8 protein-coding genes and 1 CRISPR repeat array are annotated in these 17087 nt (G+C 43.4%); of the genes, 3 read left to right on the top strand and 5 right to left on the bottom strand.

What is annotated here, in order from left to right:
* Positions 1–74: 74 nt before the first annotated feature.
* On the top strand, positions 75–1622 hold the full coding sequence (locus tag NSU00_RS02415; RefSeq protein ID WP_340703354.1) for an IS5 family transposase: 1548 nt from the start codon (positions 75–77) through the stop codon (positions 1620–1622).
* Between the two features lie 93 nt (positions 1623–1715).
* On the top strand, positions 1716–2777 hold the full coding sequence (locus NSU00_RS02410) for an Ig-like domain-containing protein (protein ID WP_340703353.1): 1062 nt from the start codon (positions 1716–1718) through the stop codon (positions 2775–2777).
* 124 nt (positions 2778–2901) lie between these two features.
* Here the strand turns inward: NSU00_RS02410 and NSU00_RS02405 are convergent, their stop codons facing one another.
* The 5 genes from NSU00_RS02405 to cas3 form a co-directional block, all read right to left on the bottom strand.
* Positions 2902–4557 (bottom strand): APC family permease, encoded by a 1656-nt coding sequence (locus NSU00_RS02405; RefSeq protein ID WP_340703352.1) that lies wholly within the window; start codon positions 4555–4557, stop codon positions 2902–2904.
* Positions 4558–5063: 506 nt separating this feature from the next.
* Positions 5064–7007: a CRISPR direct-repeat array (repeat unit 32 nt; unit sequence ATTTCAATTCACACACTCACGAGGAGTGTGAC).
* A 373-nt stretch (positions 7008–7380) separates the two neighbouring features.
* The gene (gene cas7c / locus NSU00_RS02400) at positions 7381–8304 is read right to left on the bottom strand and encodes a type I-C CRISPR-associated protein Cas7/Csd2 (protein WP_017552738.1); all 924 of its coding nucleotides are present in this window, start codon (positions 8302–8304) and stop codon (positions 7381–7383) included.
* Between the two features lie 3 nt (positions 8305–8307).
* Positions 8308–9966 (bottom strand): type I-C CRISPR-associated protein Cas8c/Csd1, encoded by a 1659-nt coding sequence (cas8c, locus tag NSU00_RS02395; protein WP_340703351.1) that lies wholly within the window; start codon positions 9964–9966, stop codon positions 8308–8310.
* Positions 9967–9984: 18 nt separating this feature from the next.
* Positions 9985–10632 carry a type I-C CRISPR-associated protein Cas5c gene (gene cas5c, locus NSU00_RS02390; protein WP_104851188.1) on the bottom strand — a complete coding sequence of 216 codons (648 nt, stop codon included), beginning with the start codon at positions 10630–10632 and terminating at the stop codon, positions 9985–9987.
* A 3-nt stretch (positions 10633–10635) separates the two neighbouring features.
* Complete coding sequence (cas3, locus tag NSU00_RS02385; RefSeq protein ID WP_340703350.1) at positions 10636–12786, bottom strand: CRISPR-associated helicase Cas3'; 2151 nt, start codon at positions 12784–12786, stop codon at positions 10636–10638.
* Between the two features lie 652 nt (positions 12787–13438).
* On the opposite strand from cas3, the gene NSU00_RS02380 reads away from it, so the two are divergent.
* Positions 13439–17011, top strand: a complete 3573-nt coding sequence (locus NSU00_RS02380; protein ID WP_340703349.1) for a glycosyl hydrolase 53 family protein — start codon at positions 13439–13441, stop codon at positions 17009–17011.
* Positions 17012–17087: the final 76 nt, after the last annotated feature.

Below are 17087 nucleotides of genomic sequence, written 5' to 3'. Positions count from 1 at the left end.
TACTTTTGTCGAATATAAAGTGTAAGGATTTCAAAGGAAACACGTAAAAAACCTTGCACTTGGAGGCTGTTACGATGTACAAAAAGACCGAACATCAATTAACTTTTGTAGATGATTTTTTTCTACCATTCGGTGGGAAATTAAATAAAGAAAATCGCTGGGTCCGTCTTGCTGAAATGATTCCTTGGTGGATGGCCGAAGAAAAGTATGCCAAGTCCTTCAAGAAGAAATTCAAAGGCGAAAAGGCTTATTCTGTCAGAATCGCTCTTGGGGCTCTTTATATCAAAGAACGGCTTGGGCTGTCTGACCGGGAAACAGTCGAACAGATCACAGAAAACCCGTATCTTCAGTATTTTATCGGCTTGCCTGAATTCCAGGAAAAAGCCCCATTCGACCATTCTCTGATGACTCGTTTTAGAAAACGTTTGGGCGCAAATATCATCAACGAACTGAATGAATGGATCGTTCTGGAAGAACAAAAACGCCAATTGGAAGAAGCATCTAAGGAAAACGACAACAATGATGATCAGGATCACGACGATGAAGATCATGATGATGAAGATCGTAATGATCATGATCGTGGCGATCTTCAGCCTCCCGGTTCCGATTCAGAAAAGCATTCAACTGAATCGGCTTCTCCCAAAACGAAGAACAGAGGAAAGCTCATTTTGGACGCAACCTGTGCACCGGCTGATATTGCTTACCCTACAGACCTCGGGTTGTTGAACGAAGCCCGTGAGAAATTGGAACATATCATTGATGTCCTGCATGAACCACACAAAGGGAAATTACGTAAGCCACGGACCTACAGAAAAAGAGCCCGCAAGGACTATCTTTCTGTCGCTAAGCAACGTAAAGCTGGCGCCCGGAAAATCCGGAAAGCTGTAGGCAAACAGCTCGGATATGTGAAACGAGATCTGGAGATCATTAAAAATCTTGTTTCCCAAAGCTCTCTGTCTCTTTTAAGCAAAGATGAATACAGGCAACTTCTCGTGATTCATGAACTTTACCGCCAACAGGCAGAAATGTACAAAAAGAAAACACACCGGGTTGACCACCGGATTGTAAGCATTTCCCAGCCACATGTCCGTCCAATTGTGCGCGGCAAGGCAAAAGCGAACGTGGAGTTCGGTTCAAAAGTCGCCATCAGTGTCGTAGATGGTTATGCCTTGATTGAGCACCTCGACTGGGAAAATTACAATGAAGGGACCACTCTCAAGGAATCTGTTGAAAACTACTACAACCGGTTCGGATTTTATCCGGAAGCGATCTTGGCAGATAAAATTTACCGAAACCGTAATAATCTGGCATACTGCAAATCTCTTGGCATTCGTCTGAGTGGGCCAAGGTTAGGACGCCCATCCAGAACGGAAGACAAAACCTTGGAACGCGTCGCAAGGCAGGATGCCTCTGAACGTAATGCCGTTGAAGGCAAATTTGGCGAAGGCAAGCGCAAGTATGGGCTGGGCCTTATTCGAGCACGCCTTCAGGAGACCAGCGAAACAGTAGTAGCCCTTCAATTCCTCATACTGAATCTGGAGCGCAAGCTCAGGGTTCTTTTTTTGAAATTTTTACACAACACTATTTTATATTTTGATAATCGGAATTTGGCTTGTATCTGACCAAATTTGATTCGTTCAGCAAGCCCTAATTCCAGCGGTTATACGGGTAAATACAATTTATATGTCAATTACACACCAGCAGGAAATAATGAAGTGGAGCCAAATAACAGTACATCTCAGGCACAGGAGCTGTCAAACGGCCAAAAAGTAACCGGTTTTTTGAGCTGGAGTGACGATACGGACGTTTATAAAGTAAACCTGCCAAAAGCAGGAAACCTTAAAATCAGTCTTGACTCCAGTATAGATTGGGCCTATGTGGATCTTATAGATGCGAACGGAAACAACATCTGGGACGACTATATTTACGACGGCTCCATTGAAACACCTAAACAATGGAACAAAAGTGAGAGCCTGCCAGCGGGAACATACTATTTAAAAATTAGCAGTGATTATAATACCGGCAAGTACGTTTTATCCGTCAATGCACCTTTGTACCCTTCTGCACCATCTATTAATACGGTAAGTACCAATAGTACAAGTGTATCTGGCAAGACAGACGCAAACTGCACGGTTTATGTTAAAGCCGGTTCCAAAACCTATAAAGGCAAAAGCAACAACAAAGGCGACTATAAAGTTTCTATTCCTAAACAAAAAGCCGGAACAAAAATTTATGTGTATGCTACAAACACTTATGGGAAAAGTGGAACAAAAGTAACGACCGTCGGATCACCGGCTGCAACGCCGTCCGTGAACACAGTCAGCAATAAAAGCACATTCGTTAGCGGGAAGACGAGCAAATCAAGCACCGTTCATGTTAAAATCGGTTCCAAAACCTATAAAGGCAAAAGCAACAGCAAAGGCGACTATAAAGTTTCTATTCCTAAACAAAAAGCCGGAACAAAAATTTATGTGTATGCTACAAACACCTATGGCAAAAGTGGAACAAAAAGCGTGACGGTGGTTGACAGAATTGCACCAAGTACACCGTCTGTTAACACTGTCAGCCATACTTCCCGTTATATCACCGGAAAAACGGAAGCATATGCAACGGTCACCGCTTATACCGGCAGTAAAAAAATCGGCTCTGCCAAAGCTGATAAACATGGTAGTTACAAAATAAAAATCAACCCGAAGAAAAAAGGGACTGTGGTCAAAGTAAAAGCTACAGATAAATCCGGCAACAGCAGTGGATACCGGACGGTGAAAGTGAAATAAAAAGGCATAAAAAGCGCAGTGGTTCAGCTGCGCTTTTTTGGTATTCAGTTTTTCAATAATAAATGGGTTGCTGCTTTTTGTACGTGTTTTAAGGGATTCCCCTGTTAGACAAATTCTACGATAATCAGTGTGGCCAATCCGTTGAATAAGCCGGGTTTCGTTTCCCGTTTCCATTTTCATCATCATCCACACCCATGTCGTGCTCTTTCAAAGCTTTGTTTAATTTTGCAGCTTCACGCAGGTCAGATGTTTCGTATCCGCTTTTCACTGCCCAGATGTAAAAACCAAGCGAAACGGAAGCAATGAGGACCATGTCCCAGCCGTACGGAATCATGTTGAGGCCGCCAAATTTCTCACTCCCAAGATAAGAAATGCACATCATCACAATCAGATAGGCGACCATCCAAATGCCGGACTTGAAATTTTTTGAAAAAGACTTCCATTTCCTTTTCGCCTGATAGTAAAAATAAATTGGAAGCCCGATCATGATGATGAGGAAAACTTCCCCGGTAAGCGGCCACCGTGCCCAGTACAGCGTCAACGAAGCAAAAATAAAGCCGCATGGCGCAATGATCTGCATGCCTTTCACCCGGAGCGGACGGTACAAGTACCCCGCAGTTTTTCGCAAAGCCATGACAGTCACAGGCCCGGTGATATAAGAAATCAACGTTGCAACAGAAATGACCTCTGCCAGTGAACCCCAGCCTTTAAACACAAACAGGAAAATAAAACAGATGGCTAAATTGACAAACATCGCCGGGCGCGGAATGCCATAAACCGGATGCAGTTTGCCGATAAACCGCGGCAAATATCCATTTTTCTCCATGCCATACAGCATGCGTGCCGTTGTTGCAGTATAGGTTATCCCGGTGCCGGATGGAGAAACAAAGGCATCCAAATACAAGACAATTACGAGCCAGTTAATATTTAACGCAATGGCAAGATCTGCAAACGGGGAGTTAAAATTCAAATGATTCCAGCCATGTGCCAGGACAGAAGGGCTGACACCCCCGATAAACGCAATCTGCAACAGAACGTAAATCACCGTTGCAATTAAAACAGATCCCACGACTGCAATCGGGATCGACCGGCCCGGCTTTCTCGCTTCGCCCGCCATATTGATCGGGCTTTGAAAGCCGTTAAATGCGAACACAATCCCGGATGTCGCCACCGCCGTAAGCACACTTGACCATCCATACGGGGCAAAAGCTTGGCCGTATGTAAAATTGCTGCCATGGAACCCGACAATCAGAAGTGCAAAAATCGCCAACCCCGGAATAATAATTTTGAATATTGTGATAAGTGAGTTTACCCTAGCAAATAAACTGACTGCCCAGTAATTCAGAAAAAAATAGATTAACAACAGCAAAGAAGCAAGGCCGAGCCCTTTTGGCGTCAGCATTCCGTTATGGGCCAAATTGTGCGCCCAGCTCCAATGCCATGAGCTCATATACTGAACAGAAGCCATCGCCTCACTCGGAATAACGGAAACAATGGCAATCCAGTTCGCCCATGCAGCAAGAAAACCGACAAAAGAGCCATGGGAATACTGGGTGTATTTTACCATTCCCCCCGCTACCGGAAACATGGCCCCCAGTTCACTGTAAGAAAGGGCAATAAACAAAATAACAACCATCCCGATCACCCAGGCAAAAATGGCTGCAGGGCCGGCAATCGTTGCTGCTTTCCAGGCACCAAACAACCAGCCGGATCCGATGATGGACCCAAGGCCGGTCATGGTAAGCGCAAAAGTTCCCAACTTACGATGCATCTTGTTCATACAGGATCCTTCTTTCTTTTTTCTGTGTTGGCCAAGTTGAAAATTTCAAAAAGCATGATATGAAAAATTTGATGAAAATTTTATTTTACCCCGGCACAAGCGAGAGAAACTCATCCGCCTCCTCTAATAATGACAAAATTTATAAATACATAATTCCATTTTATCTTTAAAAAATACGAATGCCCAATAATTTGAATAGAATCTATACAATATCTTTTCCATCTTGAAGCAAGTGGATTCCCGGCCAGATTTCAGACTGTAAATGGACGGGCCGGCTCTCCTTTTCATTCGGATTCAACAGTTGGCACAAAAAAATCGATCCATAATAGAAATTGCTGAACGAATCGGATTTTGGCATTTTAACCGATTTACCCAGCAAGCCGGCTTGAATGTTTACCACCAATAGAAGAAATATCTCAAAAAGGGGGTGATTTTGTCCTCTTCTAACCGTTAAAATGCTTTCGAGTGCAAAGTTTTTTCTGTATTTCCTTCATAACCCTTTCATTATTTCAATTCACACACTCACGAGGAGTGTGACCAGATACCGAAGTTTTTTAAAGGTTTGTGTGAGAATTTCAATTCACACACTCACGAGGAGTGTGACAATAGTCGATAAACACAACCGGCTTTCGGTCCGGATTTCAATTCACACACTCACGAGGAGTGTGACCTCCCGACCGCCTCGCCCGTAGGGGTTCCAGGGGGATTTCAATTCACACACTCACGAGGAGTGTGACCAAACCAAATGCTTGGCATATTAGACGCTGGTATATTTCAATTCACACACTCACGAGGAGTGTGACAAGCGATTTTATACCAAAAGGACTTATTAAGATAATTTCAATTCACACACTCACGAGGAGTGTGACCGTATCGCTTGTGACTCATTTTTAAATGCCAAAGATTTCAATTCACACACTCACGAGGAGTGTGACTCTTTTTCTTCTACGTATTTTTTCATCATCTGGCATTTCAATTCACACACTCACGAGGAGTGTGACGCAAATGTATTAGATACCCTGCTAATCGCGCTATTTCAATTCACACACTCACGAGGAGTGTGACTCTACCGGATTTGTTATCGACCGTGACTACGCCGAATTTCAATTCACACACTCACGAGGAGTGTGACGCTGATGAAAAGTTTTCTGCCATCATTCCGCCGATTTCAATTCACACACTCACGAGGAGTGTGACACGAGGCGGGTATAATGTTTAACAGTCGCGATTGATTTCAATTCACACACTCACGAGGAGTGTGACTAAAATGCCGATAAATAATGAAAAAAATGCGATATTTCAATTCACACACTCACGAGGAGTGTGACAGTTTTTTAGTGGTTTGGGTATGGGTGAGCATTTATTTCAATTCACACACTCACGAGGAGTGTGACTATTACTTTGTATAATATGTCTCCATTTCTTTTTATTTCAATTCACACACTCACGAGGAGTGTGACATAGTCAATACGGTTGCCGGCGTTTTTTCTGCTGATTTCAATTCACACACTCACGAGGAGTGTGACATTCCACTCCCCAGCCCTTTCTCGTAATGTTTATTATTTCAATCCCCACACTCACGAGGAGTGTGACGCGGAATCTTACGGAACAAGACGCGGTTATTATTATTTCAATTCACACACTCACGAGGAGTGTGACTGTCGCTGTGAAAGATGTCACTATCAAGCCAGGCATTTCAATTCACACACTCACGAGGAGTGTGACATCATCGATCGCGTAACTGTCCATAATCGAATATATTTCAATTCACACACTCACGAGGAGTGTGACATGTTCTATAAATTCGCTATTGCCATGCGGATTATTTCAATTCACACACTCACGAGGAGTGTGACTTTATGCAGCAAGCTGGAGGCCGTAGAGCGCGGAATTTCAATTCACACACTCACGAGGAGTGTGACTATATGCTCCCTTATTATCCCATTTCCATTTCATATTTCAATTCACACACTCACGAGGAGTGTGACCAGGTCTTTCAAGCGTTTAAAGGTCTTTCGGAGTATTTCAATTCACACACTCACGAGGAGTGTGACGAGGAAGAGACAAAATGAAAAAAATGAAAGCGTGGATTTCAATTCACACACTCACGAGGAGTGTGACGACTGTTTGAAATTCTTCTGGGATTAACAGAGCAATTTCAATTCACACACTCACGAGGAGTGTGACGACACAAAAAAACAGCTTGAAAACGTTGTTACTATTTCAATTCACACACTCACGAGGAGTGTGACGGTAGGTTTATAAAAAAGTTTTTTAAAACTTGGAATTTCAATTCACACACTCACGAGGAGTGTGACCAGTGCTTGGAACCTTGCAACTTATAGAGATTATATTTCAATTCACACACTCACGAGGAGTGTGACAGTGCCTAAGAGTACGCTTGTTATGCTCGCCCTGATTTCAATTCACACACTCACGAGGAGTGTGACAGCTATAACCTTGTAGAAATTTGATGTTTTTTGACGAATAACTGTGTTTTTTCCATATTATTCTAAATTTATCCATGCAAAAATTCCGTAATTTGGAAAAAAGCAAGGGGATTCCTGGTGCGAATCCCACGGGAAATTCATGTATACTCTCCATTCGCACAGTTGCGCCAAAAAGCAATTCTCATTACAAGGCTGCTATTTTGCATAAAACAGAGTGTTAAAACGCAGCAACATCATAGTCCACGGTCGTAACGCAATTAACATTAAACTATTTCTAATGGTTTTTATGTTTTACAGGTTATAAGCCTCTGTTAAGCTTCTCCTTCAATAAAGAACGGCACTGAAGAAAGGATCCGTATCCAAAAACAGCAACTCAGTTGACAACTTTAGCATCTTTAAAGGAATTTGCAATTTTGTGCAGTGTTACTCCCTCTGGCATCTTTTCATCAAAAACGACGGCATAATCTTTATATGATCTTGCAACCTTATGTTGATCAATGCGATGGATTTCAATTTTTTCAAACAATTGGTTAGATGGCGCATTGCCTAAGTAACTTTCATGTGAAAATACATATAATCCCCGGCATGCCATCCGGCCGCGGGAGGCTGAATGATCCAGATCCCACATGTTAATAAGCGACTCCCACAGTCCTTTTAAATCCTCTTCTCTTACTCCTGTCTGAACTGCAAATGATGGTGTATAAAAACCATAGGCGATATATAAACCGTATGGCACATAGGCTTTTCTCCCCATTTGGCCAGTACGTGCCTCTTCATCAGTAGCTTTCCCGCTTTTAATATCATCAGCATTCGTTAGTGCAACACGAGTAATACTCGATTCAGCAGGAAAAATAGGATCAACCGAGCGTGCGAATGTCAGTTGGACAGCTCCCCGCACTTGACCTGCATTAAATTTTTTTGTGGACATTACAGCGCCAAACATACGTGTATCAAAATAATGTTCGCACATCCACTGCCGCGCATCTTTTACTGTTTTCGGGCTGTCGTCGTTTTCCTGTTTTTCTAATTGTTCATAAGCCTTCTTCTGCTCCTTTGTGAGAATCCCGCGATGCTTGACATAAATATCAAAACCTTCCAAATGCCCTCTGGTCAAATAAATGTAATCCCTTATTTTTCTTTTTATTGCAACGTCCGTTACGATACCCTGCATTGTTTCCGGATCAATTCTCGGCAGATTGCCTGCATCCGGATCACCGTTCGGATTTCCATCCGTCACATCAAAAACGAGCACAAAATCATAGCGTTTGTTTGGATCAATAATTGAATTTATGTTCATGTATTACTCCCCCTCAACAACGGTTTTATTTAAATCACTTACATTGGCAGCATCAGCAGGCATATTTTCTTTTTTCTTGTATATATCTTGTCTTTCATGATAGTAGCCTAGCGCAAACTCAGCCTGTCCTTGCAAATCAAGGACAGCTGGGAATTCTTTCAATTGGCCGGTTATTAATTGAATCCTTTGCTGATAACGAACTTCATATCCTTTGTTTTCTTTACTAATTTTACTTAAATGCCATTTGCTATTTCTCATTAAAAGCCCGAAAATTGTCCTTGGAGTAGATGAAGCTGCCGCATAGAACCTTGAAGCAATCGTTTCGTTTCCCTTTACTGCTTCGTATTGTACCGCTTCCAATACCGCAAACAACCTGCCGCACAAGTAAGCCGGCGTGACTCTGGCTTGATCCAAATCCACTGTCCATTCCTCCTTTTTTTGACTAATCAACCAGCTTTTTATTGCTGCTGCATGTATCCATGCCATACCGCCTCTTGCCTGAATTCTTTTTACCATTTTTGCTATAATCCGCCCGGAGAGCCTTTTCCCGTAAATGGCCCAGTTCATCCAGTCCTGAACATCTTCCTTCTGCATTTCCTTTCTGCCGTCACGGTACATGCACGCCGCCAATAAATAAATGCTGGCCGGTTTTGGCGCTCCCACAATTTGTTGTGCATCAAAAAATTGCCGGATTTGGTTTTTCACCTTCCATACAGGCGGCTCTGCATAGTCGCGGACAACCATTCTGGCCTTGTTTGCTGAAAGTGCTAAAATACATATACGATCTAAAGAACCGTGATTTTCGGCCCGTTTGAACGGCGATGATAGAATTCTCCGGACTGCAACAGGATCCGGGTCGGATAGAAACGTAAACATGCTGGTCGTTTCCGGATCGTTTTGCCTTGCCCAATAAACGTATGTTACATTGCCGATTTCCATCATATGCGGGCCGCCGTGCTGCTTTTTGTTTGCATATTTTCTCAATAAGTACGAGAGCGCTTGCCCGTATTTTTGTTCACATTCAAAACAAGTAGGTGCAATCTCCGAGTTTTCCAATCCGTATGAAAGATAGGCACTTTCATTGGCAGAAATAAGCTTTGTCCTTTCTTTTCCCACAGAAAATTCAATGGTATGGCGTTTTACTGCCGGTGCAGAACGTCCGCAAATGAAGCAAACACTATCGTTCTCTTCCTTTGAGCTATTCTTTATTAGAAAATCCTCCCAAAACTTTTTTACTTTATTGTCTTCATGGGGAAAATCGCCCGCTTCCGTCCGAAACAAGATCACATCAGTAGATTTCATACCGTCTGGAATCTGCCAGTCTTGCCTTTCCAATATCTGCACGATCTTTTGAACAAGTTCATTGCGTGTGGCCTCACAGCATTCTTTCAATAACTTCATATATGCAAGGTGGCATTCCGCTGCTCTTTTTGCATTGGCGGGATTTTTAGGCAGCTTGAATACATACTCCGCCTTGTCAGTAAGCAAAATAGGCGATACACCCGATTGACGACTGCGATTCGGAATAACACGCTGTTCACCCCGCTCAGCCTGAATAAACTCAAAACGGTCATCATGTGTAATTACAACAAACCATTGATAACTTTTCCGGGCATATCCGACCGGCGGCAAATCATTGGCATGCTGTTCGGCAAACTCCACCAGTCTGCGCATATACATTCAGCCATCCACCTCCTTATATAAATACTCGGGCACATGCAATATACCCCGGTCCAATTTGGCATTAAAGAAATAGGGGATCGCACGCGCATTTTTTTGTCCGGGATCTGCGGGATATTTTAAGTCGAATAACATTGGGCCAATATCCATTGTATCGGGTATTGCCTGATCATCGTCTTCAGGCAGGGAAAAGTGAAGTGAACATTCCCTTGTCCCGAGATAAGGGCGATAAAAGCACTGCCCTTTGGCCACTCTCCGCAAAAACATGGATGCATACTTCCTCTTATTTTCCATCGTCGGGTTCATTAGATGCATTTCTGCCGTTATAATATAGGCAACATCACGCAGCATGATTGAATGGCGTAACTGCCGGTCATCATCTGTGAAATAGTCCCGCTTGCTTGTGACAATATTACTGGGTACAATTGAAGCAACTTCATTCCGCAAAATGGAATAATACTGAATGGGCTTCAAGACGTGGATGCTTTTTATTCGCCATTTGAATTCCGGCTTCCAAAAAATCCCTGTTAAAATACCCCTTGCCGCAGACGGAGTCATTACGGGATAAGATACCCGTTCCACTTTTGCTTCCACCCTGGTAAACAGCGCATACTCGCCCCAGACTTTCAGCCGGAAAATTTTCCCCATCAGTCAATCTCCTTTCTCGTCCATATCCATAATCCCGGTTTTCATGTCATAACCCCCGTGCCAAATATACCAACCTTCCGAAACCTTCTCTAGCTGATTTTGATTCTCTTTTAAAAAACGGCTGTCCACATATTCATTTACAGCAAATAACTGTGCTTCACGATACCATTCCTTTGTTAAATACGGCGCTTCTTTATACATCCGGATTAATCTTTCAATCTGTCCGTCTTCACCCTGGTAATTTTTGCAAAGGATGGACACCGTATTCTGATCAATCATTTGAAACAAGCGGTCCGCTGTCTCAAACGAAAAAGGTTTAAGGTTTGTTATCCCATATGAATCCAGCAAATCGTCTGCACCGAAGGAGTACAAGCTCCGAAAATATTTTTCGAAAATCCAAGGATCATGCAATGCAGCGGTGCTGTAGTGATCCAATAAAATCCTCGTTTGCTCCGTTCCTTTGCGGTACATTCCGCCAGGCATCCCCCCTCCAATCAATTCGAAAATAAACACTGCCCCCTTTTCCAGTTTACCTTCTCTATTGCTCCTTCCAGCAGCCTGGACAATCGAGTCCAAAGGGGCCATTGCGCGAAACACTGCCGGAAAATCAAAATCTACTCCCGCTTCTACCAATGACGTCGCGATTACAAGGATGGACTTTTCATTTTTTAAATCCTCTTTGATTTGTTCGATCACCTTTTTTCGATGGTGAGGACACATGCGATTCGATAAATGGTATATGTGCTGTCCGTTCAGCTTTTGATGGATTGCTTCACGGTATACACGGAAAGCATCTTCCCTTGTATTTAGGATACAAAGTGCTGCAGGGTATTCCTTCATTCTGGCGACAAGCTCTGAAACAGTAAGCGGCTTTTCAACCCGGATATATTCAACCCGTTTCATGCTTGCAAACAGTTGATTGCGATTTTTACAGATTTCAATTGGAGTACCCATATTTCCTATCAATTTTGCATTTTCAAAAGACAATGGTGTCGCACTGCACAGAACGACAGTGACATTAAAATGTTCCATCAATAGGTGCAGAGCTTGAAAAATTGGCGCAAGAACATGGATGGGCAGTTTTTGAAACTCATCCAAAATGATGACGCTGTTTGCTAAACGGTGAAGCTTTCTCACTTTGCTTGTCCGGTTTGAAAATAAACTCTCGAACAGTTCCACTGTCGTTGTCACGATAATCGGAAACGAGTCCCAGTTTTCGGCTGCCAGCCTTGCCCGCTCCATTGCCTCATCTTTATCATCCGTATAACTTAGCTGGGAATGCTGTTCCAAAACAGATGCTTTTCCGAACACCTCTTGATACTTTTGGGCTGTCTGGTCAATGATGTTCACAAACGGCAATGCCACAATCACCCGTTTTTTGTTAAACCGTTTTGCCTGCTCAAGTGCAAAAGCTATTGAAGCCAGCGTTTTCCCCAGCCCGGTCGGCACCACCAGCGCCCGGAAAAACAAAGGCTGTTTTGCCGCTTCTCTGCAAGCCGTATATACTTCATTTCTGTATCTATTTATCTCTTTATCCTTGCCTTTCATCCGCAACTCAAGCATGTAGTTCTGTAATTGTTCATCCAGTTGATGTATACTGAATGCTTTTCCCTGCCGTTTTATACTCTTCCCATAATCAAAGTATCGTTCAGTATCCAGGAAATCAGCATCTACCAGTGCAGAAAAACACATTCTCATCAGCATTTCTTTGTATGCAAATGGAGATTTGCTATCAGATTTCCCTCCGAGCGGCAATCCCGGAAATCGCTTCAATATGTCTTTAATGATTTGCATTTCCGTTTGCGACAAATCCGGAATCGTTTTCAAATATTGCGGAGCGTCAGGGATCTTTTCATCAAACACTGTATTCAGATCCGGCATTCCTGTATGATGCCCCGCTACGATTGCTGCCGCCATGATCATCCGTTCATCCTGCACCCCCCGTTGCATGATGTCATGAAGTGCAATCGCACCGCCAATAGCATGTTGGACTGACCCGCGAATTTTTTTGTCTGCTTTTAAGTATTGTACAAACGCACCAGACTTTTTCCCCAAGTCATGTGCAATCGCAGCAATGGCCGTGATCCCGTAACGATCAAACGTATGGCTAAAACGTCTTGTTTGAAAATACGTCCCCTTAATATGCTCATCCAAATAATGAGGCTCTTTATTTTCAGCAAAATGGGCAATGTATCTGATTTTTACCACCTTCTGTGAATTGGAAATTTAACTATACATTAATTATAGTAAAAATTTTCTTGCTCTGCAACACAAAAATTTGAACATTTAATATTTTTTAAACCCCGCATCAAAAGTGACGAGTTCATAAAAAGAGATGTTTTTTATATCTGTTTAGAACTTTTCATTGGACTCATGGTCATATAAATGTTTGTTAATATTGAAATTCCGCTGCCGAACAAAAAAAGGCCAAACTATCGGAGCAATACCCTGGCAGTTTGGCCTACACACGTAAAAAAATCAAGAATAACGTAAATTTCCAAATCACAATTTCAATCCACGCACTTACTGAGTACAGCAAAATATAAACAACGCATCCATTTCGCGTTAGCGTTTATACCTTATCGTACTCCCCATAAATGCGAATACATCGGTAGTTTATCAAAGATGATTAAAAATTTCAAAGCATCTGTATTCACCTTCTATCTTCGTTTGTTTTCCGCACGCCTTCCCTGCATCCCTTGTTCAGCTCAATAAATGCAGGCAGAAAAAATGATTAACCATTCTTTTCGCAAACCAAACTATAGTATAATCTAATAGTATGTGAAAAAAATGAGGGGGAAGTTTGATGAAGAAAGTAACAAGGTCTTTACTGGTGGCTGGTTCTACGCTCGCTTTGCTGGCTGGTTCTTTTGCCCCATCTTTAGCTGTGCCATTCGCACTTGCTGATACACCTTCAGACACTGCGGCGGCCTACAGCAACGGGACAGATACGGGCGCTTCTAAATTGCCTGCCTTAATCAGTAAAGTATCCACTGTAACAGATGATACCATCCGCGGTATTGATTTAACACCCTATCAAGCAGAACTGGCCGCCGGGGTAAAATACAAAGACTTTAATGGCCGTTCGCTCGATGAAGAAGGCTTTATGAATCTATTAAAAGATTCCGGCGTCAATTATGTCAATCTTAAAGTTGCCGTGAATCCTGCAAATGATGAAGGCAAATCATACGACGGCGGGAACCCGACGCTCGAAAACGCCGTTAAAACTGCACAGGCAGCCAAGTCAGCAGGATTGAAAGTCAATATTAATTTCTTATTCTCAGATTTTTACACAAGCAAAAATAACCAGAAGCTTCCCAAAGGATGGGCAACGGATAACTTAAAAGATACGGCTGTTCGCTATATAAGCGAATCCTTGAACAAATTAAAAAGCAACAATGTAACACCTGATATGGTTACAGTGGGAAGCAACTTAGCCCAAAATTTTTTGAGCCAGGACATGGCAACTGGCAACGATATTTTGGCGGCTGTAACGAAAGAAATCCGGTCATTTGACAGTAGCATCCAAATTGCATTGGCCTATGCCGATCCTGGTTCAAACTGGTTTACAACCATTGCGAACAACCTAAAAAGTGCAAATGTGGATTATGATATTTTGGGTGCCAATGTATATGCGGCATGGGATGCAATTTCTGATATCAAAGGGGCCATGGAAGCGGCAAAACAAGCCGGCAAAAAATTCGCAGTATTAAGTGTCAGCTATCCCTTTACAGACCAGGATTCAGACGGGGAAAGCAACGGGTCAACAGCTTCCGACATTCTGAAAAATGGAATTGGCGAAGTCAGCCCCCAAGGCCAGGCAACTTATCTGCACAATCTTTACAGCGCAATCACGGCAGATGGAAATAACACTGCTGGCTGCGGTGCATTTTACGACAATGCTGTGTGGATTGCAGTGGAAGCCGGCAATAGTGGCACCCACTGGCAGCACAATAAAGACGCAGCTGAAAAATACGGGACAGGCTGGGCAACAACGGCGGCAGCCGGATATGTTGATGGCGCCGATCAATGGGCAGGCGCGAGTTCAGTGGATAACCAGGCATTATTTGATGACTTGGGCAATCCGCTCCAATCGCTCACAGCTTTTAAGCAGTTATTAACCGGTACAGATGATGGCAGCAGTGATAACACGAGTGGCAATACAGGAACAACGGCCCCTGCTCCACAAGCAGACCCGTTTGAAACCGGGGCGGACACCGGCTTAAAAGCACAGACTGTTACAATTAACAAGTTAACAAATATGACCTCCGACTCGATTCGCGGCGTGGATATCTCATCTTATGAAGCGCTGAAAGAAGCCGGCGTAAAATATTACGACTTTAGCGGCAATCGGGAAAGCCTCTTAAAAATTCTCCATGATAACGGCGTGAACTATATCAGATTACGGATTTGGAACGATCCAAAAAGTTCAACTGGCGCAATTTACGGCGGCGGGCAGTGTGACGTTGAACACGAACTGGCGATTGCCAAGGAAGCTGCCCAATACGGGATGAAAATCTTGCTGGACTTTCACTACTCGGATTTCTGGGCAGACCCGGCGCAGCAAATTTTGCCGAAAGCATGGCGGGGGCACAGTGACGCCCAGTTACAGAAAGATGTTTACAGTTTTACAAGCGGCACCATTAAAAAATTCCAGAACGCAGGCGCGGATGTTGGGATGGTGCAGGTTGGCAATGAGATCACCAACGGCATGATGGGCGTAACGACGAACCGTGACGCAGGAGAATCATACACCGGCATTTGGAATAATAAAACAAAATCAGCCCGGGTTGACAGTTATATCAAATCCGGCATCAAAGCTGTTCGCGATACTGCACCGAACGCTTTAGTCACTTTACACATTGAAACACCGGATGTGAAAAAGTATACAGACATTATGAATGCATGGAAACGTGATGGTGTCGACTATGATGTGCTTGGATCGTCATACTATCCATACTGGTCTGTAGCGGCAAAAGCCAACACACCAGAAACCTTAACGAAGGTGGAAAAACTGGCCGCCAGCTACGGCAAACTGTTTGCCGTGATGGAAACAGCTTGGGTAAACAGCTTGAAAGATGCTGACGGGACACCAAATTCAATCGGCGAAGAGCAAAGCAATTGGCAAAACACAAATGCTTTCCCGGTAGGCCCACAAGGCCAGGTAGACGCACTGACAAGTTTATACAGTACAGTGATGAGCCAGCAAAACGGCCTCGGGGCATTCTACTGGGAGCCGGCCTGGATTCCGGTTTACGCTGGCTGGGATAATTGGAAGGCGAATAAAGATGCTGCTGAAAAATACGGGACAGGCTGGGCCAGCTCAGGTGCTGTCGGTTATTTCCCAGACAGCAAAATGTATTACAACGGCAAGCCTGCCTGGGGCGGTACAACTTGGGATAACCAGGGGCTATTTGATGACCGCGGCTATGCTTTGCAGTCACTGAAGTTTTATAGGGATGCTGTCAACGATGTATCCAGACAAACCACAGTAATCAAGTATGTAGATGCGAAAACGGGTGAACCGATTACACCAAATACAATTGTTAGAACAACTGTCGGCAACACCGCAAAAGTGTCTTTACCAAAAGTAAATCACTATACCCCGTCTTCAAAATCGTACAGCTACAGCTTGAAGGCTAATACTGCCGGCGTGAAAATGGTGACTGTAAAATATGACCTGACCAGCAAACAAGGGAATGCCATAAATTATGGCAAGTACGTGACAGTAACAAACAGCAAGTATGCTGTATACCAGAACTTTAACTGGAAAAAGAAAAATGTCAAAGCTGCCAATAAAACCTACCTTGCCAAATATGCCTATCATCATACAAATGGCTCAACTTATCTTTCACTTTATGATGCCAAAGGAAAGTGGGCCGGATATATCAACGCGCATGCTGTAAAAACCGGTCAAGGCAAGCAAGGTGCCGGAATTCCTTACAGCAAGTATGTCACAGTGACAAACAGCAAGTATGCTGTATACCAGAACTTTAACTGGAAAAAGAAAAATGTCAAAGTTGCCAATAAAACCTACCTTGCCAAATATGCCTATCATCATACAAATGGCTCAACTTATCTTTCACTTTATGATGCCAAAGGAAAGTGGGCCGGATATATCAACGCGCATGCTGTAAAAACCGGACAAGGTAAGCAAGGTGCCGGAATTCCTTACAGCAAGTATGTCACAGTGACAAACGGCAAATATGCTGTATACCAGAACTTTAACTGGAAAAAGAAAAATGTCAAAGCTGCCAATAAAACCTACCTTGCCAAGTATGCCTATTATCACAGCAATGGCCTCACCTATCTTTCCCTGTACGATGGCAAAGGGAAATGGGTTGGTTACATCAACGCAAAAGCGGTGAAAGCAAAATAATCATGATAGGAATAAGGGCGTGCCTAAAAGCCGGTCACTCGGCCGGGGCATGCTCTTATTTTTTTTTCACATTCCA

The organism is Weizmannia sp. FSL W8-0401 (assembly GCF_038009125.1).
Taxonomy (GTDB): Bacteria; Bacillota; Bacilli; order Bacillales; family Bacillaceae_C; genus Weizmannia; species Weizmannia coagulans.
The sequence above is the reverse complement of the archived record's forward strand: the minus strand, read 5'-3'. Positions and strand labels throughout refer to the sequence as shown.